This window comes from Luteibacter sp. 329MFSha, assembly GCF_900111665.1.
Classification (GTDB): Bacteria; Pseudomonadota; Gammaproteobacteria; order Xanthomonadales; family Rhodanobacteraceae; genus Luteibacter.
Map to the genome: position 1 here is coordinate 1 of NZ_FOJE01000004.1, position 23,394 is coordinate 23,394.

General features: G+C 68.4%; 13 protein-coding genes and 1 riboswitch. Of the genes, 4 read left to right on the forward strand and 9 right to left on the reverse strand.

The window, feature by feature from the left end; translation table 11 throughout:
• Window positions 1-350 (forward strand): amidohydrolase family protein (locus tag BMW54_RS15640; RefSeq protein ID WP_090057880.1); only part of this gene is annotated, 350 nt, incomplete at its 5' end.
• A gap of 197 nt (window positions 351-547) precedes the next feature.
• Here the strand turns inward: BMW54_RS15640 and BMW54_RS15645 are convergent.
• Entirely contained in the window at window positions 548-3,550 is a 3,003-nt protein-coding gene (locus tag BMW54_RS15645; RefSeq protein WP_090057882.1) for a TonB-dependent receptor, read from the reverse strand.
• A 346-nt stretch (window positions 3,551-3,896) separates the two neighbouring features.
• Window positions 3,897-4,137: riboswitch (cobalamin riboswitch) on the forward strand.
• A 148-nt stretch (window positions 4,138-4,285) separates the two neighbouring features.
• Between BMW54_RS15645 and BMW54_RS15650 the strand changes: the two genes are divergently transcribed.
• Entirely contained in the window at window positions 4,286-6,166 is a 1,881-nt protein-coding gene (locus BMW54_RS15650; RefSeq protein WP_090057884.1) for a TonB-dependent receptor domain-containing protein, read from the forward strand.
• 127 nt (window positions 6,167-6,293) lie between these two features.
• Window positions 6,294-9,479, forward strand: a complete 3,186-nt coding sequence (locus BMW54_RS15655) for an efflux RND transporter permease subunit (RefSeq protein WP_090057886.1) — start codon at window positions 6,294-6,296, stop codon at window positions 9,477-9,479.
• A gap of 221 nt (window positions 9,480-9,700) precedes the next feature.
• On the opposite strand, the gene BMW54_RS15660 is transcribed toward BMW54_RS15655, so the two are convergent.
• The 3 genes from BMW54_RS15660 to BMW54_RS15670 form a co-directional block, all read right to left on the reverse strand.
• Window positions 9,701-10,258 carry a DUF2239 family protein gene (locus tag BMW54_RS15660; RefSeq protein ID WP_090057888.1) on the reverse strand — a complete coding sequence of 186 codons (558 nt, stop codon included), beginning with the start codon at window positions 10,256-10,258 and terminating at the stop codon, window positions 9,701-9,703.
• Between the two features lie 62 nt (window positions 10,259-10,320).
• Window positions 10,321-11,097, reverse strand: coding sequence for a dioxygenase family protein (locus tag BMW54_RS15665; RefSeq protein WP_090057891.1), 777 nt, complete (start codon window positions 11,095-11,097; stop codon window positions 10,321-10,323).
• A 121-nt stretch (window positions 11,098-11,218) separates the two neighbouring features.
• Complete coding sequence (locus BMW54_RS15670) at window positions 11,219-14,179, reverse strand: bifunctional diguanylate cyclase/phosphodiesterase (protein WP_090057893.1); 2,961 nt, start codon at window positions 14,177-14,179, stop codon at window positions 11,219-11,221.
• Between the two features lie 234 nt (window positions 14,180-14,413).
• Here BMW54_RS15670 and BMW54_RS15675 point away from each other — a divergent pair, with 234 nt between their 5' ends.
• A complete protein-coding gene (locus tag BMW54_RS15675) occupies window positions 14,414-14,947 on the forward strand; it encodes an acyloxyacyl hydrolase (RefSeq protein WP_090057896.1) in 534 nt (177 codons plus the stop codon).
• A gap of 222 nt (window positions 14,948-15,169) precedes the next feature.
• Here BMW54_RS15675 and BMW54_RS15680 read toward each other — a convergent pair whose 3' ends face one another.
• From BMW54_RS15680 to BMW54_RS15700, 5 genes are all read right to left on the reverse strand, one after another.
• Complete coding sequence (locus BMW54_RS15680; RefSeq protein WP_090057899.1) at window positions 15,170-16,504, reverse strand: hypothetical protein; 1,335 nt, start codon at window positions 16,502-16,504, stop codon at window positions 15,170-15,172.
• Window positions 16,501-18,888: a hypothetical protein gene (locus BMW54_RS15685; protein ID WP_139206126.1), complete on the reverse strand. Its 2,388-nt coding sequence runs from the start codon at window positions 18,886-18,888 to the stop codon at window positions 16,501-16,503. Before BMW54_RS15685 ends, BMW54_RS15680 begins: the two co-directional genes overlap by 4 nt.
• A 191-nt stretch (window positions 18,889-19,079) precedes the next feature.
• Complete coding sequence (locus BMW54_RS15690; RefSeq protein ID WP_090057904.1) at window positions 19,080-20,612, reverse strand: DHA2 family efflux MFS transporter permease subunit; 1,533 nt, start codon at window positions 20,610-20,612, stop codon at window positions 19,080-19,082.
• Between the two features lie 73 nt (window positions 20,613-20,685).
• On the reverse strand, window positions 20,686-21,897 hold the full coding sequence (locus tag BMW54_RS15695; protein ID WP_090057906.1) for an HlyD/EmrA/EmrK family protein: 1,212 nt from the start codon (window positions 21,895-21,897) through the stop codon (window positions 20,686-20,688).
• Window positions 21,898-21,919: 22 nt separating this feature from the next.
• Complete coding sequence (locus BMW54_RS15700) at window positions 21,920-23,380, reverse strand: efflux transporter outer membrane subunit (RefSeq protein ID WP_090057909.1); 1,461 nt, start codon at window positions 23,378-23,380, stop codon at window positions 21,920-21,922.
• Window positions 23,381-23,394: the final 14 nt, after the last annotated feature.

Sequence of the window (23,394 nt, forward strand, 5' to 3'; positions counted from 1 at the left end):
AGATGATGCTGGTGACGGACGCGATGCCGCCGGTCGGTTCGGACAACCCGAGCTTCGTGCTCAAGGGCGAGACGATCACGGTACGCGACGGCGTCTGCCAGACGGCCGACGGCACGCTCGCGGGCTCCGCGCTCGACATGGCCACTGCCGTGCGCAACACGGTGAACATGGTCGGCGTGCCGTACGACGAAGCCGCCCGCATGGCCTCGACCTATCCCGCCGCCTTCCTGGGTCTCGGCGCCACGCACGGCCACATCGCCGCCGGCTTCCGCGCCGACTTCGTCGTGCTCGACGAAACGCAGCACGTGGCGGAAACCTGGATCGGCGGCGTACGCGTCCATACCGCCTGACGCCAGCACCCATCGCCGATACGATCGGTTCCCACTCCTCCGGTCGTCGGCCGACCGAAGGGTGGGAGCCGATCGTATCGGCGATGCTTTCGTCGGCCCATAAAAAAGCCGGCGCTCCGCGCCGGCCAATCTGGGGAATCATCCTTCGTAAACGCGCCCGAATACGTCGTCCGGGCGCGCGTTGGCACGTCGTTTGATCAGAAGTCGTAACGGACGCCCACGCGAACGTAGCGCGGGTTCTGGAACGCGATCGGACGCTCGTAGTTGATGCTCTGCACCGGCACGCCGTTGCGGATCGCACCCGTCTCGCCGACGTCCACCTGCGCCACCGGACGCTGGCTGCCGACCACGTTGAAGACGGTCGCCGTGAAGGCCAGCGGCTGCTTCTCGCCGGCCCACATCGGACGGTATTCGGCGTTGAGGTCGAGGTTCCAGGTGTACGGCAGGCGGCCCTTCGAACCGCGCGGCGACGGCTGGAGCCCGCACTCGAAGTACGAGGCGCCGTAGTCGATCGCGTCGACCGGATCGACACCGATGCAGTTCTTCGGACGACCCGTCGCGACCGCGAGGTTCGCACCGAGCAGCCATTCCGGCGTCGCCTGCCAGTAACCGTACGCCTTCAGCTGGTGCGTGCGATCGTTGGGCAGCGGGCCGTTCGTGTACTGCATGATCTCCGGCGCGTCCCAGTCCTGCGTGACGGACGGATCGAGCTGGCCGATATCCGACTTCAGCTGGCCTTCCGAGTTACCGTAGCTACGGGAGAACGTGTAATCGACGCGGCCGTACCAGTCGTTGGCGAAGTGGTGCTCGAGGTAGAGGTCCAGCGAGTAGTAGCTACGCTTGAGATCCGGGAACTTCACGCCAGCCGGCGAGGTGAAGTCGTCCTTGCGCAGATCGAACGGCACGTAGTTGCCACCGCCGACATCGACGAGGAACGTGTTCGACTTGCCCGGATTGAACAGGTAGCAGCCCGGCAGCGACGCGTTGCTGATGTCGATACCGTTGCGCGCGGCATACGCTTCGAACGGACGCGAGTCGCAGAAGTCGTCGATCGAGCTCTTCAGCTTGCGATACGTGGCCTTGGCGCCGAAGCTCCAGTCCTCGTTGATCGCCTTGTCGAAGCCGAGGATGTACTCGTCCTGGTAGTACGCGTCGATGTCCTTGGCCGCGACCGTCTTCGGGTCGAGCGGCGTGCCGTCCTCGCCGTTGAGGTAGCGGCGGCCACCGAGCTGCGTGGTGCCGGTCGGCTCGCCGTTCGCGGCGACGCCCGTGTACGAGTAGTACTCGCTGTAATAGGTGGACGCCGAGGCGCCGCGGATCGCCACGTTCGACGGGATGGCGAGGTGGTAACGACCGGCGTTCGCGTACACCTTGAAGGTCGAGTCGCCGAACACGTCCCAGGTCGCGCCGATGCGCGGTGCGAGCTGGTGGCGCTGCTTGACGTACGTCGCGCCTTCGCCGTTGATGTTCTTGAACTGTTCGTTACGCAGACCGAGGTACAGCATGAAGCGATCGGTCATCTGCCAGTGGTCTTCGATGTACTGCGCTTCCTGCTCGGTCTTCACGCCCGCGCCGGTCTGGAACAGGCGCTTCTCGACGAAGTAGTCGTCGCCGGGCGGCGGCACGATGTCCGGACGGTTCGGCACTTCGCCGGCGTCCTGGTAGACCCAGCGATAGCCGCCTTCGTAGATGTTGCCGGCGTACGATTCGAGGGTCTGGTTGTCGACACCGACGCGGACGTCGTGGTCGCCGATCCGGTACTCGACGTCGAGGCGGTAGCCGTGCGTCTTGTCCTCGGCGCCTTCGCCGAGCACGGTGCCGTTCACCAGGCCGCAGCCGACGATGGGCACGTTCACCGAGCGGCTGTCGGTGATCCACGGGCAGTTCGCATTCGCAGCGTAGCCGAGGTTGCGCTCGTGGCGGGTCTTCGTGTGACCGTACAGCGCCGTGACCGTCAGGTCGTCGGTGAGGTAGCCGGTGTACTTGCCGATGTAGACGTCGCCGCCGGGCGCGGAACCCGGGCCGGCGTCGAAGTTCTTGAGGTTGTCGGTACCGAGGTACGCCGCGCGGTGGCCCGTCGCGTAGTCGTACTTGTAGATGCTGCGCTCGGTGTTCGTCTTGTCGCCGAGACCCGTCACCTCGAGGAGGTGGTTGTCGGTGATGTTCCAGTCGATCTTGGCCATCCACTTCGTGGCCTTGTTCTCCTGGTAGGTCTTCTGCGGCGCGGTGATGACGCTGGTCGACTTGCTGTTCGAACGGGTGAAGTCACCCGCCGCGAACAGGAACAGCTTGTCCTTGATGAGCGGACCGCTGATGTAGCCGGTGTACTGCGTATCGGTGCTCTTGTTGCCGGAACGCGTCTGGTAGAGCGTGCCGTTCTTGCGATAGATGTTGCGCGGGCTCTGGCGCAGGCCGGCCGGCTGGAAATACATGCCGACGCCGCCCTTCCATTCGTTGCCGCCGCGCTTCGTCACGATGTTGATCACGCCGCCGGTCGAACGGCCGTATTCGGCGCCGTAACCACCCGTGAAGATCTGCTGCTGGTCGATCGCGTCGTACGGCAGGCTGGTGAAGCCGAGGCCCGTCAGCGCGTTCGTGACCGCGTAGCCGTTGATGTAGTACTGGTTCTCGGATGCCGACGAACCACCGAACGAAGCGACGTTGCCGTAGCGGCTGTCGCCGGAGATCACGCCGGGCGCGAGCAGCGCCGCGGCGGTCACGTCGCGGGCGAGCGGCAGCTTCTGCAGCTGCTCGGACGTCAGCACCGTGCGCGAGTCGACCTGCGAGACGTCGATGGCGGGCAGTGCGTTGCCGGTGACCTGGACGCCTTCGAGCGTCTGGGCTTCGCCACTGCTGGCGACCGCGCCACCGAACGATACGTCGACGCCGCCCAAGCTCACCTGCACGTTGTCGCGCGTCTCGGCGGTCTGGCCATTGCGTTCGACGGACACGCGGTAGCGGCCGACCGGAAGCGAGCTGGCGCGATAGCGACCGTCGGCGTCGACGCCGACGTCGCGCGTGAGGCCGGTATCGAGGTTCTGCAGGTGCACGACGGCACCTTCCGGCTGCGCGACGCGACCGAAGACATTACCCGACGCATTGGACTGGGCCAGGACGGCACCGCTCGCGAAGCAGAGCGCGAGGGCTGAACAGAGGGCGGAGCGGCGGATCGCTACGGCGCGATAGTCGGAACGTTGCATGTTTGTCTCCCCAGGAAACCGCAAGAAAAGCCGGTCACAAAGCGCGGACCGGACGTTGTTCTCGATTGCCGTAAACCACGTCTCGCCAGCCTGTTCCCCTCCCGGGAAATCCAGCCGCCGGGACGCGTTCTCCCCGTGGCGTAATAAATCGCCCCCTTACGGCAATCTGTTACGGTTGTAATCGAATCATTTTGCGATGGTCAAGTGCATGTTAAGCCTCATTACAACAAATTGCGCTTTTTCAAGGGTTTGCTTGTTATCTGCCATCGTGCGGTAAACGTTTACGTGAATCGCGGCCAGGTCCGCTCCTACCGATCGGCGCAGTGACTTTCGGGGCCCTGCGCGGTAGCATCCGCGCCGTTCGGGTGTCCCGCTGGCGTCGGCCAGGGGATGAAACGGGAAGCCGGTGCGCCACGTCGTTCGTGGCAAGGCCGGCACTGCCCCCGCAACGGTAAGCGTCGACGGATGGCCCCGGTCAGGGGCCCCGTGGAACCGGTCACGCGCCACTGCGAAAGCGGGAAGGCACCGGTTCCGGCCAGTCCTGGCACGCGCGAGTCCGGAGACCGGCCCGATGAAGCGACCCGCCCCTTGCCTGGCGGGCGCTCCTGTTTCGGTCGATTCGCGGAGGGCGGATCCGGACAGCCGCCGGGTCTCGCTTCCCGTTCGCCGTTCGTGCCCGTCCTCCTCGCGCGACCTTTCGTATGGCCGCGTCACGCGGCGGAGGAAGACGGTTCCATGAAGAAGACCCTGCTCGCGACGGCCTTGCTGTCGTCCATCGCCATGGCGCACGCCGCGGACACCCCCGATCAGCTCGATGCCGTGGTGGTGACCGCCAACCGCGCGCCGACGCCGGTGGACGACGTGCTCGCACCGGTCACCGTGATCACGCGCGAGGACATCGAGCGCCTGCAGCCGGTCGAGCTGCGCGATCTGCTCACGGGCCTGCCGGGGGTCAACGTGGCCAACACCGGCGGCATCGGCCAGCAGACCTCGTTGTTCATGCGCGGCACGAACTCCGCGCACACGCTGGTGCTCGTCGACGGCGTCCGCGTCGGTACCGTGGGTGCGGGCCTGCCCGCCTACGAGCAGCTGCCCGTCGACCAGATCGACCGCATCGAGGTCGTCCGCGGGCCGCGTTCGTCGCTCTATGGCTCCGACGCCATCGGCGGCGTCATCCAGATATTCACCCGTCACGGGCAGGCCGGCGAGGCGCCGACACCGTCGCTCTCCGTCACCGGCGGCAGCCACGGTTACACGGCAGGACAGATCGGGATCTCCGGCGGCACGCGACACGCCTGGTACAACGCCAGCCTCGGCGGCCAGTACACCTCGGGCATCAATGCCTGCCGCATCGGCGCGGGCACGGCGTTCCAGGGCTGCTTCACCGACGAGCCCGATCACGACGCGTACCGCACGTACAACGGCGCGCTCTCGGGCGGCTACCGCTGGGACGACGGCACCGAGTTGACGGGCAGCTGGCTGCGCAGCAAGGGCGACATCGAATACGACGGCGACTTCCAGAACTTCACCCGCCGCTCGCAGCAGGTGGCCGGCGCGAAGCTCGCCTTCGATGCGATGGCCGACTGGCGCATGTCGCTGAGCCTCGGCCAGAACCAGGATCGCGCGGACAATTACCTCGACGGCGCGGACAAGACGCTCGACTTCGTCGATTACGGTGTCGACAAGGCGCGCGTGGGTTATCTGTATTCGAAGCGCAACCAGGCCACCTGGCAGAACGACTTCACGCTGGCGAAGGACCAGACGCTCTCGGTCGGCGTCGACTACCAGCAGGAAAAGCTCAAGAGCGATACGGATTACCTCAAGGACACCCGTAACAACACCGGCGTGTTCGCCCTCTACCAGGGCGTGTTCGGGCCTCACGAGATCCAGCTCTCGGCGCGCCACGACCACAACACGCAGTTCGGCAATCACACCACCGGCTCGGCGGCTTACGGCTTCCGCTTCGACAACGGCATGAAGATCACGGCCTCGTACGGCACGGCCTTCCATGCGCCGACCTTCAACGACGAGTTCTACCCGTACGGCGCGCCGGTCGACCTGAAGCCGGAGAAGTCGCGGACCGCGGAGATCGGCCTGTCCGCCCGTCCCGGCGTGTGGAACTGGGCGGTCAACGCGTACCAGACCACGGTGGACGACCTGATCGGCTTCGACGCGAACTTCCTCCCGATCAACGTGAGCAAGGCGCGCATCCGCGGCCTCGAGGGCCAGGTCGGCGCCGATGTCGACGGCTGGCACGTGCGCGGCTACCTGACGTTCCAGCAGCCGGAGAACCGCGACGACGGCGTCCAGAAGGACAACCTGCTCGCCCGCCGCCCGCGCCGCATCGCGCGCGCCGACCTCGACAAGGACCTCGGTCCCGTCACCGTCGGCGGTTCGGTGTACTCGGCCGGCTACAGCTACGACGACGCGGCCAACACCCGCCGTCTCGGCGGCTACGCGACGGCCGACCTGCGCGCGACCTGGCACCTGGACACGGCGTGGAGCGTGCAGGGTCGGGTCGCCAACGTGGCCGACAAGCGCTATGAGACCGCGTCGTACTACAACCAGCTCGGGCGGACGTATTACCTGACGGTCCGCTATTCGCCGGTGCGCTGAGACCGATCCGGAACGGGGCACCCCTGCCTTCCGGCAGGGGCCCCACTAAAGGCACACGCGACGAAACGCGCATGAAGTCATAAAGTTCGCGGGCGCGGGGTGTCTTCCCGCGATCACAGGAAGTGTCGTGAACTTTTTCGCACCATTCATCCGCCGGCCCATCGGCACCTCGCTGCTCGCGGCGGGCCTGACGCTGGCCGGCGCCATCGCATACATGCTCCTCGGCGTGGCGGCCCTGCCGTCGATCGAGGTGCCGGCGGTGTTCGTCAGCGTCCAGATGCCGGGCGCCAACGCGCAGACGATGGCCTCGACGGTCATCGCGCCCCTCGAGCGCCATCTGGGGCAGATCCCCGGCGTCGACCAGATGTACTCGAACAGCTCGGAGAACGCCGGGTTCGTGCGGGTGCGCTTCAACCTCGATCGCTCGACGGATGCCGCGGCCCGCGACGTCCAGGCCGCGATCAACGCCGCCGCGGCCGACCTGCCGGCGGGCATGCCGACGCCGCCGCAGTACTTCAAGTTCGACACCGGCCAGATCCCTGTGCTGCTCGTGGCGATGACGTCGAAGACGATGCCGCCCGACAAGCTCTACGATGTCGTCGATACGCTGATCGCGCCGTCCGTGGCGCAGATCGAGGGCGTTTCGCGCGTGCAGGTGTTCGGCGGCACGCCGCATGCGGTGCGCATCGAGCTGGACACGAACGCGCTGTCGGCGAAGGGGCTGACGACCAACGACGTGTCCAACGCGCTGCACGCCGCGAACGTCACCTCGCCCCAGGGCGTGCTCTCCGACGGCAACAGCCAGATGACCGTCGTGGCGAACGACGGCCTGCGCAACCCGTCGGACTTCGGCAACATCCTGATCTCCGTGCGCAACGGCATCCCCGTGCGCCTGTCCGACATCGCGAAGGTCTACAGCGGGCAGCAGGACCAGTACCAGAAGGCCTGGTTCCAGGGCGAGCGCTCCGTGACCATGCAGATCAGCAAGCGGCCGGAAGCCAATTCCATCGCCACGGCCGAGGCCATCCGCGCGGCGCTGCCGCGTTTCCGCTCGCTGCTGCCCGCCGATGCGCAGGTCACGCCGATCTTCGACCTGACGCAGACGACGCAGTCGGCGTTGCACGAGGTCAAGGTGGCCCTGCTGATCAGCATCGTGATGGTGGTGCTTGTGATGATGGTGTTCCTGCGTCGCGTGGGACCGACGCTGATCGCGACGCTGAGCGTGCCGCTCTCGCTCGCCGGTGCCTTCGTCATCATGTGGTCGCTGGGCTATACGCTGAACACGATGTCGCTGATGGCGCTGGTGCTCTGCATCGGCTTCGTGGTCGACGACGCCATCGTGGTCATCGAGAACATCGTCCGCCACATGGAGAACGGGGCGAAGCCGATGGATGCCGCGCTCGAAGGCGTGCGCGAGATCGGTTTCACCGTGGTGTCGATCACGCTGTCCCTCGTGGCGGTGTTCGCGCCGCTGCTGTTCGGCAACAACATGATCACCAAGCTGCTGCGCGAGTTCTCCGTGACGCTCGCCGCGGCGGTGCTGATCTCGGCCGTGGTGTCGCTGACGCTGACGCCCGCGCTCTGCGCGCATTACCTCAAGCACGACCGACCCGACCGCCAGCCCGGGCGCTGGGAACTCGCGCTGGAGCGCTTCGATCGCGGATTCCTCGCGTTCTATCAGCGCGGACTCGACTGGGCGATGCGCCATCGGCGCCTGATGCGCTGGCAGCCGTTGTTCCTGCTCATCGCCACCGTCCTGCTCGCCATCGCGGTGGTGAAGACCGCCGGCGGCAACTTCATGCCCGAGGAAGACACGGGCATGTTGCAGGCGGAGATCAACGCGGATGCGAACATTTCGCCGGACGAGATGGCGCGGCGCCTCAAGCGCGTCGGCGACATGATGCAAGCCGATGCCACCGTCGCGGACGTCACCACCATCCTCGGCGGCGACAACGGCGGCGCGGTCGGCAGCAACGGCATGATGTTCGTCGACCTGAAGCCCAAGGGCAGCGGGCCGGGCGAACGGCGCGAATCGATGAAGGAGATCATCGAGCGGATGGGCAAGGAGTACGCGAAGATCTCCGATGTGCAGGTCTTCATGAATCCGGTGCAGTTCCTCGGCGGCGGCGGAGGCAACAGCAATCGCGGCCAGTACTCGTTCCAGCTGATCAGCACCAGCGGCGAGAACCTGCAGCCGTGGGCGCTGAAGCTCGTGCGGCAGATGCGCACGATGAAGGAGTTCCGCGACGTCGGCAGCGATTTCGACACCGTCGGCAAGCAGCAGATGGTGAAGGTCGATCGCGACGCGGCCTCGCGCCTGCTCGTCGGCATGGGCGACATCGATTCGGCGCTGTTCAACGCGTTCGGTCAGCGCCAGGTGTCCATCATCTATTCGGACATCAACCAGTACTGGGTGGTGCTCACGGCCGCCGCCGCGCAGACGATCAGCCCCGAGGCGCTGCTCAACACCTACGTGAAGAACCAGGCGGGCAAGATGATCCCGCTGTCCGCCGTGGCGAAGATCGCCCCGGTGGCGGTGCCGAACTCCGTGACGCACCAGAACCAGCTGGAATCGGCGGACATCACGTACAACCTCGCGCCCAAGGTCACGCCGGATCGCGGCAACGCGCTGGTGGAGCAGGCGGTGCACATGATCCAGCTGCCCCCGGGCATCCGCATGGACTTCACGGGCGCCAACCAGCGTATTCGCGACGCGCAATCGAACGGCATGGTGCTGCTGATCGGCGCGATCGTCGCCGTGTACATCGTGCTGGGCATCCTCTACGAGAGCCTCGGACATCCCCTGACGATCATTTCCACGCTGCCGGCGGCGGGCGCCGGCGCGTTCCTCGCGATGCTGGTGACGCAGACGCAGCTGACGCTGATGGCGATCATCTCCGTGCTCCTCCTGATCGGCATCGTGAAGAAGAACGCGATCCTGATGGTCGACTTCGCGCTCGTCGCGCAACGCGAGCAGGGCATGTCGCCGGTGGAGGCCATCCGCCAGGCGGCGCTGGTGCGCTTCCGCCCGATCACGATGACCACGCTGGTCGCGATGGGCGCGGCGTTGCCGCTGGCCATCGGCTTCGGCGTGGGCTCCGAGATGCGCCGGCCGCTGGGCATCGCGATCGTCGGCGGCCTGCTGGTCTCGCAGCTGCTCACGCTGCTGAGCACCCCGGCGATCTACCTCTGGAACCACGACCGGAAGGAGCGCAAGTACCGTCGCATGCTGAAGCGTCGGTACAAGCGGTGGCAGAAGATCCGCAAGGCGCGCGACAAGGGCATCGGAAAGCTGGTGCCGAGCGAGGCCTGATCGCGGCGTTCTCGCGGACCCATCGCCGATACGATCGGCTCCCACCCTCCGGTAGCAGGCTAGAAGGGTGGGAGCGGATCGCATCGGCGATCCCGCGACAGCGGGCCGACGGCGGGTCCGGGACCAGGCCGGAGAGTCTCCCTACCGAAGGGTGGGAGCCGATCGCATCGGCGATTCCGCGACAGCGGGCCGACGGCGAGTGACGCCGAACCGCCGACTTCCTACGCCGCCACCCGGGCCGCCATGCTCCGCACGTAATCCCGCACGTCGACCGGCCACGCCTCCGTCAGTTCGTCGAAGCGGCCGACCTCGCCACGATGGAACGCGCGCGACGCCTCCTCGTATCCCGGCAGGTCGCCGGCGAGCGCGAGCATCACACGGTCCACCGCCTCGCTCGCCTGACGGACCTCGTCCGCGGCGCCGGTCTCGCGACGCGCGGCCTCGACGAGCTTGCGCAGCGCCACCGAGGCGCCGCCGGGCTGCGTCGCGAGCCAGTCCCAGTGCCTCGGCAGCAGGGTGACCTCGCGCGCCACGACGCCCAGCTTCGGCCGTCCCGGTCCGCGTCTGGCTGCCGCCGGCTCGGCGGTCGCCAGGCGCGCCAGCACGTCATGGGTGCTGCCGCGGTAATCGATGTCGACGGGTCGACCGGTGGCGTCGTCGTAGACGATGGGCATCCCGTTCGGATCGGCGTCGAGGAACGCCTTGCAGCGCTCGGCGACGGCGATCAGGGAGCCCGCGGCGATGCGGGTGTGGTGATGAAAAGCGGTGTAAGTAGCCATGCCTCACATATTACCCGGGTTAAATATCGGACGCAATAAGTTCCGGGTAAATTTATGACGAGCTACGAGACGCCCCACGCATACGAATCCATCGACAGGACGCCGTACGTGATGCCGCCATCGATCGCCATGGGGGTGTCGTCGCCCGCCGCGCCGCGGGCGACCAGCAGCGGCAGGTAGTGTTCCTCGGTGGGATGGGCGCGGATCGCGCTCGGCGCCACGCTGCGGTAATCGCGCAGCGCATCGACGTCGTCTTCCAGCACCGCCTTGCGGCTCCACGCGGCGAAGGCGCGCGCGTAATCGGCGACGTCGCCGTCGCGGCGCACTTCATGCAGGTTGTGCGTGAGGCTGCCCGAGCCCACGATCGCCACGCCGCGATCGCGCAAGGGCGCCAGCGTCCGGCCCAGGCGCAACGCGGTGGCCGCGTCGAGGTTGTGCGGCATGGACACCTGGATGACCGGCGTGTCCGCGTCGGGCCGCAGGTAGCGCAGGGGCACCCAGGCGCCATGGTCGTAGCCGCGCTCGGCGTCGACCATCGCCACGAAGCCACCGTCGATCAGCAGCGAGGCCGTTTCCGCCGCGAGCCCGGGGGCGCCGGGCGAGGGGTAGGTCAGCGAATACAGCGGAGGGGGAAAGCCGCCGAAATCGTGGATGGTCGGCGGGCGCTCGGCCCCGGTCACACGCACGCCGCAGGTCTGCCAATGCGGCGACACGACGACGATGGCCGACGCGGCCGCGATGCGCTCGCCGAGGTCGGTGAGGCGGGAGCCGAGCAGTCCGGGCTCCAGCGCGAAGGTCGGGGCACCGTGGGAGACGAAGATCGCGGGGGCGCGGAACATGGGGAAATCACCGGGGGACGAGGCCTGATGCCACCTGTTCAATGTAGGCGCGCGACGGTCGGCGATAAATCGCCGTGCGGAGAACGGATTGGCGCATCAGGCGAACGACGCGCCAGCTCGCCTAGGTCACCCGATCGACCTGCCTGTCGCGCCCGAGCTGCTCGACCGGCACAGGCCGGGAAAAGAAATAGCCCTGCATCGCGACGCAGGCCTCGTCGAGCAGCCAGCGCCGCTGCCTTTCGGTTTCGACACCCTCGGCCACCACGTGCAGGTCGAGGTTGCGCGCGAGGAAGACGATGGAGCGGCAGATCGCGGTGTCGAAGTGGTCTTCTTCGATGCGCGCCGTGAAGTGCCGGTCGATCTTGATCTTGTCCAGCGGGAGGCGCGACAGATACGTGAGGTTGGAGTAGCCGGTGCCGAAGTCGTCGAGCGCGATGGTCACGCCCATCGCGCGTAGCTCGTGCAAGGTGCGGATGGCGCGCTCGGGCTCGTGCATGAAGGCACTTTCGGTGAGCTCCAGCTCGAGCGCCGAGGCGCGCGCGCCCGTCTCGTCCAGGATGCGCCGGACTTCGGCCGCGAGGTCGGTATGCACCAGCTGCTGCGCGGAGACGTTCACCGCGATGCGGCAGTGCTGGCCGAGCGTTTCGAGCACCAGCCGCTGCTGCCGGCAGGCCTCGCGCAGCACCCACTGGCCGATCGGCACGATCGCGCCCGTTTCCTCGAGCAGCGGCACGAGGCGTTCGTTGCCGAGCAGGTCGCCCGGCGCCGAGGGCCAGCGCAGGAGCACCTCGACGCCGGTGACCGTGCCGTCGGCGCCGTCGTGCTGCGTCTGCCACGCGAGCGCGAGTTCATTGTCGAGGTTGGCTTCCGAGAGCCGCGTCAGCACGCTCAGGCGCGCCATCGCCGTCGCATGCATCTCCGCGGAATAGCAGCGCCAGGCGTGCCGGCCCGAGCGCTTCGCGTCGTACATCGCGGTGTCGGCGTTGCGGATGAGCGTATCCGCGTCGGCGCCGTCGCGCGTCGCGAACGCGACGCCGATGCTGCACTTCAGGCGCTGCAGCGTGCCGTCGACCGCGAGCGGCTCCTCGATCGCGCGCTGCAGCCGGGGGAGGAGCTCGGCGGCTTTCACCGGGGACTCGTCGAAGGGCACCATCGCGACGAACTCGTCGCCACCGAAGCGGCCCACGTGGCCCTGCGCGCCGAGCACGTCGCCAAGGCGCAGGCTGATGTCGCGCAGCACCTGGTCGCCCAGCACGTGACCGAGCGCGTCGTTGATCACCTTGAAGTGGTCGAGGTCGATGAACATCACCATGAGGCCCGTGCCCTCGGCGACCGACTGCACGAGAAGCGCGTCGAGACGCTCGCGAAGCGCGCGCCGGTTGGGCAGGCCGGTCAGTTCGTCGTGTGTCGCCTGGTGATTCAGGCGATCCTCGTAACGCCGCTGCTCCGTGACGTCGCGAATGATCGCCAGCGTGCCGCGGCCGCGCGGGTCGCGGTAATCGGACAGCGCGAGTTCCGCTTCGAAGGGCATGCCGTATTCGGGCTCGATCCACGCCGTCACATTGGTGCCTTCCGGCGCGCCGCGATGGATCGCTTCGAGCGCCTCGGCATCGAGGAAATCCGCCGCCCGGCGCCCGACCAGCGGCGCGGCCAGGCTGCCGAGGCGTTCTTCCGCGAGATGGTTCGCGTATTCGATGCAGCCTTCGCGAACGATCAGCAGCGGCAGCGGCATCCGCGCCAGCAGCTGGCGGTAGGCGGCCTCGCTGGCCGCGAGGTCGCGGTCGATGTTCTCGAGCCGCTGCCGGGTCTCGTGCAGCACCGTGATTTCGCTGATCGTGCCCGAGAGGATGGAATGACCTTCCTCGTTCGTGATGCGTGCCGCGCGCAGGTTCACGCGCACCTCGCGTCCGTCCGGCCGGCACAGGCGATGCTCGCACTCGTAAGGGCCGTCGCCATGCGAGAACAGCCGGAGCCACTCGACGATGTCGGGCTGATCGGCGGGATGCACCAGCTTGTAATAGGTGCCGATGCGCCCGCCCACGCGCTCGGGCGGGAGACCGGTGATCTCGTGGACGAGGCCCGACCACGCGATGGTCTGGGTGACCAGATCGGCTTCCCAGAGGCCGATGTGACCGGTGCGCTGCACGTCGCCGAGATGTCGGGCGCTGCGCGACAGCGCGTCGACGAGGCGCGTCTGGCGGCGGTAGGCGCGGTCGAACAGCGCGGCGAAGCCGTTGAGCAGCAGGACGAGCGCCAGCGTCGCCAGCATCGACGGTCGCGCCTGGCGCATCCAGTCGGCGACGATGCCGTTGCGGTCGAGGCTGACCAGCGCGACGAACGGATAGCGCGCGGACGCCTGCCAGGCGTAGAGACGGTCGTCGTCGTCGTAGTGGCCGACCTGTCCCGACGCCGGCGAGGCGCGCGTCCAGCGCGCGTCGATGTCGTCGCGATTCGTGGCGAACGGACGGCCGTCGAGCGAGAAGACGGTCATCGACGCGTTGAGCCCGAGCAGCGAATGGCGCATCCCGTCGCGCACGCGCGCGGCGTCGATCAGCGTGCCGAACGCGGCCGGCTGCGGAACGCGCGCATCGACGAGGACCCGGATCGCCGGTGGCTCCGCGCCCTGGCGGTCGGCGATGCTCACGCGCACGCTGGCGCCGAGCGCCATGCGCCGAGGGGCGGCGAGGCTCCTGCGCCAGTCCAGGAGCGGCACGCTGGTGGAGGCGATGAGGCGGCCGTCGGCGTCGAGCGCCACGAAGGCGGGCAGTTCCGGGTGGCGGGCCTGCACCTCCGCGAGGCGCGCGTGCAGGGCGCCGGGTTCGGGACCGTCCACCGCGTTACGCAACGCGAGCAGCGGTCCCAGGCTGGCGTCGATGTCCTGGTCGATCATCCGGACGGTGCCGGAGGCCGACCCGGAGAGCTGGCGGCGGGCGTTGCCGAGCATGCTCCGGTACCCGTCGAGCTGCAGCAGCGTGACCAGGGCGACCACGCCGACGGACAGCGCCACGGCCACGGCCCAGACGGCCAGTCGCGCGTGGCGCACGCGCTTCCGACTCGCCAGCTTGAGCGCCGTGCCATCCATCCTCTGCGTTTCCTCGTGCCGTGACGGCCGTCCTGCCCGAACGGAATCCGTGGGGTCTGTAACGGCATGGGGGCCGCCGCCTTGAACGGCGGTGCGTGAAGGAGCGCATGTCCGGCCAAGCCTCGCTCGGTCGCCGTTGCGAATAATTGGCCGCCCCCCCTTTATTCACGCCGACTGAACACTATTTACCGAACGATTCAGTTCACAAACGTCCCAACACAAGGCCCCCGTCCCATGCGCTCGTCCCGCCTCGCCCTCGGCGTCCTCGCCGCCCTGTCGCTCGCCGCCGTTTCCGTTCCCGCCGCCGCCCAGACGCACCTGGAAGTGCAGGGTGGTCGCAGTTACATGAACAGCTACGGCACCAACGCGTTCTTCGTCGAGGCCGTGTTCGACCCGCAGACCATGGGCCACAGCCGCTTCACGTGGTCGCCGGACGTCTCCATCGGCTACATCAAGGGTCGCGACATCAATCGTTACCGCAACTCGAATCCGGGCGTCGACGACGACATCTGGGTCGGCGCCCTGGGCGCGCGCTTCCACTACGGCAGCGCCGGCGACTGGTACCAGCCGTTCTTCTTCAGCTTCCAGGTCGCGGGCACGGCCGGCGGCCGCACGCAGGCGCTGTCCAGCGGCTACGAGTTCGTCAGCACCCTCGGCTGGCAGTACAAGAACGTCAGCTTCCAGGTCCGCCACATCTCCAACGGCGGCTTCCAGGAGCCGAACCGCGGCGAGACCATGGCGCTGGTGGGTATCGGCTTCGACATCTGATTCAAGCGAGGCGCGCTTGCCGCGCGCGGGGCGGGGAGGTGGGAATCGGGGGCGGCACGGCCGGCGTGCGCATGAGGGCGCCGACCGTTTGCGCTGGCGGTACGGTAACCGCAGCGCAAACGGTCCTCCTGGCCTTACGCCGGGAATCGCGCCCCCATTTCCCACCCCCCATCCCCCTGCGCTGGAATCCAGCCCCGGGGCGATCACGCGCGCCGGGTCGGCTCAAAAGTCCAGCACCGGCCCGCGCATCCGATGCGACGGCGCCTGGCGTGCCGTCATCGCCAGTTCCATCTGCCGCTCCTGCTCCCGCTCGACGGCCTGCTCGTCGAGCGTCGCCGCCTGGGCGAGGCTCGCCTCGCGCGGCGGGGCCGGCGTGGTCGCGTCCACCGCGAAGCCGGGCCGCCAGAGCGTGGACCCGAACACCATCATGTCCCGCGCATCCAGATCGACCGGCGGCAGCTCGCTTTCGCGATGGATGCCCGCCTGTCGCGCGGCGAGCGCCGCCTCGGCGACCTTGTCGTCGGTGACCTCGATCGGCATCTGCAGGCGGATGGCCGCATAGATCGGATCGTCGCCGGCCTGGGGCAGCGTCGATAACGGCCTCACGTCGGCAAGCGGATGCGGCGAGGCGATGTGCTTGCCCGGGTCGTCCGGATGCATCGCGTCCCGCGCCGCTTCCCGCTCGTGGCGCAGGCGATGGGTGTCCTCCAGTTCGCGCCGCAGCGGCCCGTCCTCGACGGGATGCACCCTGTCGATGAAATCGAGCGCCAGCGGCGGCGGCATGCGTTGTTCGAGCCAGCGTCCGTCCTCGTCGCGGGTGTAGTGGCGATCGCCCTTTCCGATAAGGTGCGGATCGAGGTGCGGCCGGTCGTGCATGGCACCGGCATAGGCCTCGGCCATGTCGCGCGCATAGACGAGGCGGTCGACCACCGGCATATCCTGCGCGGCGGCGAGACTGGCCAGCGTGTCGGCACCGCGGTAGAGGCCCAGCGCGTCGTTGTCGAGCATGCTCGACCAGACCTTCTCCATGCGCTGGTCGACGATGCGCGCGGCGTACGCGGCTTCGTCCGGCACCGGCTCGCCGCGTTCGCGGTGCGCCGCGATCTGCCGCGCAGCTTCGGCCTCGCCGGCGCGGCGCGCCGCGGTCAGCAGCTTGTTGGGGGTCCAGGCGTCGGCGTCGACTTTGATGTTCTGGAAGGAGGCGGCGTGAACATCCTGCACATCCTTGACAGGAAGATTCAGCGCGAGCGCTGGCTCCTGTTTGGCCAGGTGGATCTGTCTCAGGACCAGATCGCGCTGCATCAGATCGACGCCGAAGCGATCCCATTCCCGTTCGCTGAGGGCGATGCGATGGTGACGCCAGGCGTAGTTCTGCGCGTAGAGGTTCGCGGTGGCACCCGGCATGTTGTCGTTGCGGACCACGCCCAGTGCCAGTCGTCCGTAGCCGTCGTTGCCGGAGAGCTGGGCGAGGTAGTTCCAGTAGAGTTCGCGGTTGCCTTTCGCTGCGTAATACGAGAGCACCACCATGTCACGGCGGGAGAGCACGGGCGCGGTCATCGCATTTCTCCGCTAGCGAGGATCGCGCGGACGCGCGTCTCGATGCGTTTCCAGTCCGGCGCGATGATCCGCTGGTAGGTGATGTAGACGTCCGCTTTGTACTCGGGAAGAAGGAAGGAGTGGGCGCAGGTAGCTCGCCGAAAGACGCTGGGATCGTGCACCAGACGACCGTTCACCAGCCGTACGCCATCGGGCACCGCAGCAACCGAACACTTCAGCACCGTGCGCGGCACGCCGTGTTCGTCCATGTCGATGAACCAATCCTCCTGCGCGTCGGGCAGGCCCGCCGTAGTATCGGGTCCGTCGATATCCTCGTAGAAGCGCCGGATCGCGGGGAGGTCGGCGTAATACGGCGTCAGGCCATGGACTGGGTGGCCCTTGATCCGCAGGCCGAGGTTGTATTCCGGTCGTCTAAGCTCCTGGGGATCGCTCGGATCGATGGGTTCAATCCATCGGCGAGGGAGCAAGCGGGCTTGCTCGTCCGTCAGATTGGCGATGTAGTTGATCCGGATCGAGAGCGTCGAGAGAAACGTCTCCTGAGTCGCCAGCCGGTCGACGTCCGGCGAAAGGGGTTCGAGGGTCGGCCAGTCCAGTGCGATACCGACACTGCCGGGTGAGGGCCTGAGGTAATCGTGGAACAGCCGCTGCTGCACGCAGAAGCGGTGCGGGCCGAGGTGGAAGCTGCTCGTCGCCTCCGGTGCCATCGAATCGGGTGGCCAGAACGGACAGGGGTCGGCTGCCGTCGCGACGGGCGGTGTCGCGGTCGGCGGCGGTGACGAGCAGGCGGCGAGCAGCGTGGCCGCGAGCGCGGCGAGCGGGCGGGGCAGCGACATGGGGGCTCCTTCGAGGATGGGCGGTGCGGGCACGTTGCGCACCGGGCGAGGCAGACGACAGCGCAGCGGACGCATGAGGTCCGGCGCGACGATCAGCTGCTCGCCGCCGCGCGGGCGCAGCAGGTCGTCGACGCTCACGGCTTTCGGGTAGTGCGCGGCGTGGTATCGGCCGCGATGCGCGAGATGCGCCGCGAGCGCCGGCGCCTCGCGCGTGGCGCGGTCGGTGTCGCGCCAGCCGTGCCAGGCCACCACGCCGAAGAGATCGCCCATGAGCGCGGCGCCGCCCGTGTCGCCGAGGCAGGGCGCGAGGCGCCGCACCGATGCGAACACGCGCAGCGACTGCGGCGACGCCATGTGCGCCAGCAGGCCGGCCGGGCGCGGCCAGTGATCGAGTGCGTGGATCGCCAGCGTGCCCTCCGCATGGCGCATGGCGTCGCGCCATTGCGCGAGCAGCGCGTCGAGCAGCGGCCCGGCCGCATCGCAGCGGCCCGCCGGCACGTGCACGTAGACCGTGCGCGGGTCGCTCGCGTCGAAGCGCAGGGCCATGCCGCGCGTGCCGGCGTCGATGTCCTCGCCCGCGAAGGCGCGCAGCGGTTCGGCGAGGCGCTCCGCCACCGCGTCGAGCAAGACGGCATCGCACGCCGCGCAGCGGCGCAAGCTGTCGCCCGTCGTCGCGCGCAGCCCGGGCGCCTCCGCCAGCGCATGCAGCCAGGCCGGTTCGAGCCGCCCGTCGCCCGTGGCGAGTAGCCGCCAGAGGTCGCCGGGCGCGGGTGGCACGCTTTCGCCGCCCGCGCGCAGCACGTCGTCGACCGCGTGCACCAGGGCGACGAACACCGCATGCACCTGACTGACGAGCGCGCGCTCCATGCGGCGCCGCTCGGGAAACCATCGCTGAGCCAACGCCTGCAGCGCCGTGTCGTCGATGGCTTCCGGCCGCCAGGCGACGGCGAGCGGATTCCATGGCACGCCGCCGCCGAACGGCGCCAGCCGCACGACGCCGCCCTCGGCCGCGCGCCGGCCGGCGGTGTCGCGATAGAGCAGGCCGTCGACGTCCAGCACCAGCAACGGTCCCGTGGCCGTGACGACGGCGTCGGCCAGGTGCCTTAGCGCCGGCCCGTAGTCGGGCGCCACGATCAGCAGCGATTCGCCCTGCGGCAACCGCAGCCGGCGCACGAGACCGCGCCCGAGGCTCGGCTGGTGCGGACGCGTCCATCGGGGACGATCCGGCAGTTCACGCGGCGACAGGAACGGCCGTACGCGCGCGGGCCGCGGAAAGGCGAGCCACGTGTCGCGTCGGTGCCGGATCCACGCCACGCATGCCGCCAGCGGCAGCAGAGCCCCGAGGGTGCCGCCCCAGCGGATCCGCGTGGCGAAGGGGCGCACCGCCGGCATGTCGAGCGTGCCGACGTAGTCGAAGGCGAGACCGAAGCGCAGGTGCTCGAAGGGAAGCCCGAGCGCGAGCAGGATGCCCGCGCCGGAAAACAACGGAGCCAACATCAACGCGCCGAGGCCTGCCAGGCCTGCTCCACGGCGCCACCACCAAGGCTTCATGCCTTTTCCTTTCCTCACGTCCGGCCGCGGATGCTGCCATCGCCGCGCGGCGCGTGCACCGGCACATCGCCGTAGACCGCCTGAAATGGGCAGTCACGGCAACCGTGACGTGCGTGGCCGTGCGATGGGGCGTGAGGAAATTCGGACGGCGCTCCGCCGGGGAAGCGAAGCGCCGTCCGTCGACCGCGGCGTCAGTGCCCGCCGGCGGTCGCCGCCGATCCGGCCTTGGCCGTGAACGGAGGCTTGGCGAGCCAGACCACCAGCACCAGTCCGATGAACACGTAGCCCAGCATGTGGAACACCTCGTTGAACGAGATCTGGTAACCCTGCTGCGTGATCATCTGGTTCACCGCGGCGGCCGCGTACTGCGGATCGCCGTGGCCGATCTGGGCCAGCGCCTGCTGCGACGTGGGATCGAACGGCGTGATGTGCTCGGCGAGACGCTCGTGATGCACGATCGCGCGGTGATCCCAGAGGAACGTCGTCAGCGAGGCGGCGAAACTGCCGCCCAGCGTGCGCAGGAACGTCGCGAGGCCCGAGCCCGACGCGATTTCCCGCGGCTGCAGGTCCGACAGCAGGATCGTGAGCACCGGGGTGAAGAACAGCGCCACGCCGAGACCCTGGATCAGCTGCACCATCGCGACGCTGTAGAAGTCGATGTCCAGGTAGAAATCGGAGCGCATGAAACACGTGGCGCCCATGACGAGGAACGCGCCGGAAGCCAGGATGCGCAGGTCGAACCGGTGCGAGTACTTTCCGACGAAGGGCGTCAGGATCACGGGCAGGATGCCGAGCGGTGCCGCCGCGAGACCCGCCCAGGTGGACGTGTAACCCACGTTGCGCTGGAGCCACTGCGGCACGAGCAGGCCGATGGCGAAGAACGCCGCGTACGCCAGCACGAGGCACAACGTGCCCATCGCGAAATTGCGATGCCGGAAGAGCTTCAGGTTGACGATCGGATCCTTGTCCGTCAGCTCCCAGATCAGGAACACGGCGAGACCGATGACCGCGATGATCGCGGTGATGACGATGAACGTCGACGAGAACCAGTCCTCGTCGTTGCCCTTGTCGAGCACGATCTGCAGCGCGCCCACGCCGATGATGAGCGTGATCAGGCCCACGTAGTCCACCTTCGGCCGCTCGGTGGTCTCCGGGCGTCCCTTCATCTGGTTACCCACCACGAAGCTGGCGAAGATGCCGATCGGCACGTTGATGAAGAAGATCCACGGCCAGGTGTAGTTGTCCGTGATCCAGCCGCCGAGGATCGGACCCGCGATCGGCGCGACGACCGTGACCATGGCGAGCAGCGCGAGCGCCATGCCGCGTTTGGCGGGTGGATAGATCGAGATCAGCAGGCTCTGCGTGATGGGATACATCGGGCCAGCGACCGCGCCCTGGATGGCGCGGAACAGGATCAGCATGCTCATGCTCTGCGCGATGCCGCACAGGAACGACGCCAGCGAGAAGAGCAGCGTCGCCCAGACGAACAGCTTGGTCTCGCCGAACCGACGGGTGAGGAAGCCGGTGAGCGGAAGCGCGATGGCGTTGCTCACCGCGAACGAGGTGATGACCCACGTGCTCTGGTTGGAACTGACGCCCAGGTTGCCCGCGATGGTGGGCAGCGAGACGTTCGCGATCGTGGTGTCGAGCACCTGCATGAACGTCGCGAGCGAGAGGCCGACCGTGGACAGCGCCAGATTGGGCGGTCGAAATTCGGTGCTCATGGAAAAGCCTGGGTTAGGAAGGAAATGACGGGACGGCGCCGGCGCGAGGGCCGGCACCGTCCGCTAAGGCGCCTCACTTCGGCGCCTTCTCCTGCTCGCCTTCGCCGGCGGCCGCGTTCTCGTGGATCACCTTCGCGATCTCGGCATCCACGCCATCGAGGCGGTGGTCGTACACGTCCGTGGCGAACTCCGGCTTCGCCGGCGGCTGCTGCGCCAGCAACGCGCCGTTCTGGTCGTGCAGCGACACGGTCACCTTGGTGGAGAGGCCGAGGCGCAGCGGCTTGGCGTCGAGCTGCTTGGGATCGGTGAAGACCACGCGCACCGGGACGCGCTGCACGATCTTGATCCAGTTACCCGTCGCGTTCTGCGCGGGCAGCAGGGAGAACGCGCTGCCGCTGCCGATGCCGAGGCTGCGGATCTTCGCCTTGTAGACGACGTCGCTGCCGTACACGTCGGCCGTGACGTCGACCGGCTGGCCGATGCGCATGTGCGTGAGCTGCGTTTCCTTGAAGTTCGCGTCGATCCACACCTCGTGGAGCGGCACGACGGCCATCAGGGCCGCACCCGGCTGGACGCGCTGGCCGAGCTGCACCGAGCGCTTGGCGACGTAGCCATCGACCGGCGCGACGATCGTGGTGCGCGCTTCGTCGAGGTAGGCCGAGCGGAGCTTCGCGGCCGCGGCGCGCACGTCGGGATGCGACGCGACCACCGTGTCGTCGACCAGCACCTTGCTCGTGCTGTACGACTGCTTCGCCGAGGCGAGGCTGCTTTCCGCCGACGTCAGCGTGTCGAGGGCGTGCGAGAGTTCCTCGGCCGAGATCGCACCCGACTTCGCCAGGTCGCGGCGGCGATTGTAATCGGCGCGGGCACGGTCGACGGCCGTCTGGCGGACGGCGACGTCGGCCTGGGCGGAGGTCACGTTGTTGTACAGACCGCGCACGCGACGGACGGTGTTCGCGAGGTCGGCGCGCGCGCTGAGCAGGGCGATCTGCGCATCGGCGTTGTCGAGCTTCACCAGCACGTCGCCCTTGTGCACGAGGTCGCCGTCGTCCGCCGTGATCGACAGGACGGTGGCCGCGATCTGCGGCGTGATCTGCACGACGTTGCCGTTGACGTAGGCGTCGTCGGTGTCCTCGTACCAGCGACCGTCGACGAAGTACCACACGGTCCAGCCGATGCCGGCCAGCACGATGACGGCAACGAGGAGCTTGAGGAAGAACCCGCGACGGCTCTTCGGTGGCGGCGCGACGACGGCGCCGGCGGGGGCGGTGTTTTCTTGGGACATCGTAATGGCCTCGGGACGAGTCTTAGTTGTTGGCCGGCGTGGCGGCGGCGACCGGTTGGTCGCCCGCCTCGGGGCGGAAGCCGCCGCCGAGCGCCTGGATCAGTTGGACGGAGGTGTCGACCTGCTGCGCGCGAAGTGCGGCCATGCGCTGCTCGGCCTGGAGCAGCTGCTGGCGCACGATCAGCGATTCGAGGTAGCTGCCGACACCGGCCTTGTAGCGCTGCTGCGAGAGGTCGTACGCCTGCTGCGCGGCGTCCTGCGCGCGCTGCTGCGCCGCGATCTGCGTGCCGGTCGAATCGAGCGCCGACAGATCGTCGGACACTTCGTTGAGCGCGCCGACGAGGATCTTGTTGTACTGCGCGACGGCGAGGTCGTAGTCCGCGTCCTTACCCGCGAGGTTCGCGCGCAGGCGGCCGCCGTCGAAGATCGGCAGGCTGAAGGCGGGCAGGATCTGCGCGAAGCGGGCACGGGCGGAGAACAGGTTTTCCGAACCCGGCGCGACCTGCGCGGCGAGGATGCCGAGGCTCACGTTGGGGAGGAACTCCGTCTTCGCCGCGGCGATGTTCTTCGACGCCGCTTCGACGCGCCAGCGCGCGGCGACGAGGTCGGCACGATGGCCCAGCAGATCGGCCGGCAGGTTCGCGGGCACGGCGACGGCCGACGGCGCGAGCGCGGCCGGGCGAGCGATGTCGAGGCCGCGGTCCGGACCCTTGCCGAGCAGCACGCTCAGCGCGCTGCGCGAGCTGTCGATCGCGCGCTCCGCGACGGCGACTTCGCGTTCCGCCGTGGCGATTTCGCTGTCGGCCTGCTTGACCTGGATCTGGTTGTCGACCCCGGCCGCGACGCGCTGGCGCGTCAGCGTGCCCGACGCCTGGCTGCGCTCGAGCTCGGCCTTCGCGACGTCGAGCTGCGTGAACGCGTAGCCGAGCTGCACGTACGCCCGCGCGACGTTGGTCGAGATCTCGATGCGCGCCGCGCGCGCGTCGATCTCGCTGGCGCGCTGCGCGCCTACCGCGGCTTCCCACGCGTCGCGCTTCCCGCCCCAGAGGTCGAGGTCCCAGCTGAAATTGCCGTAGCCGTATTTCGTCCAGCCGAAGTGGTTGCCGGTGGGCGGCGGCAGCAGCGTGCCCGGAAGGCGCGCGCCGGCGATGCCGCCACCGACGCCGAAGGTCGGATCGCGCGCGGCGTCCGCGGCGCCGGACTGGGCCTGCGCCTGGCGCACACGCGCCTCGGCCACGGCGAGATCCGGGTTGCCCTTCAGCGCTTCGGCGATCAGCGCGTCGAGCTGGCTGTCACCCAGGCCCGTCCACCAGTCGGCGGCCGGCCAGTTCGCTGGAGAGACCTGCGCCTTCGCCAGGCTGCGGTCGGCGTGGAGGGTGGAGGGATCGCTGAGCTGGCCCTGCGGCTCCAGTCCGCGGCTGGTCACGCAGCCGGAAAGGATGAGCGCGGCGCCGACGGCCGCCACGAGAGTGTGCAGACGCATGAGTTGTAGCCTCG

Coding starts and splice junctions, on each gene's coding strand:
- BMW54_RS15680 (WP_090057899.1), bottom strand. CDS start 16,504: ATGACCGCGCCCGTGCTCTCCCGCCGTGACATGGTGGTGCTCTCGTAT.
- BMW54_RS15645 (WP_090057882.1), bottom strand. CDS start 3,550: ATGCAACGTTCCGACTATCGCGCCGTAGCGATCCGCCGCTCCGCCCTC.
- BMW54_RS15665 (WP_090057891.1), bottom strand. CDS start 11,097: ATGTTCCGCGCCCCCGCGATCTTCGTCTCCCACGGTGCCCCGACCTTC.
- BMW54_RS15690 (WP_090057904.1), bottom strand. CDS start 20,612: ATGAGCACCGAATTTCGACCGCCCAATCTGGCGCTGTCCACGGTCGGC.
- BMW54_RS15650 (WP_090057884.1), top strand. CDS start 4,286: ATGAAGAAGACCCTGCTCGCGACGGCCTTGCTGTCGTCCATCGCCATG.
- BMW54_RS15670 (WP_090057893.1), bottom strand. CDS start 14,179: ATGGATGGCACGGCGCTCAAGCTGGCGAGTCGGAAGCGCGTGCGCCAC.
- BMW54_RS15700 (WP_090057909.1), bottom strand. CDS start 23,380: ATGCGTCTGCACACTCTCGTGGCGGCCGTCGGCGCCGCGCTCATCCTT.
- BMW54_RS15685 (WP_139206126.1), bottom strand. CDS start 18,888: ATGAAGCCTTGGTGGTGGCGCCGTGGAGCAGGCCTGGCAGGCCTCGGC.
- BMW54_RS15660 (WP_090057888.1), bottom strand. CDS start 10,258: ATGGCTACTTACACCGCTTTTCATCACCACACCCGCATCGCCGCGGGC.
- BMW54_RS15675 (WP_090057896.1), top strand. CDS start 14,414: ATGCGCTCGTCCCGCCTCGCCCTCGGCGTCCTCGCCGCCCTGTCGCTC.
- BMW54_RS15695 (WP_090057906.1), bottom strand. CDS start 21,897: ATGTCCCAAGAAAACACCGCCCCCGCCGGCGCCGTCGTCGCGCCGCCA.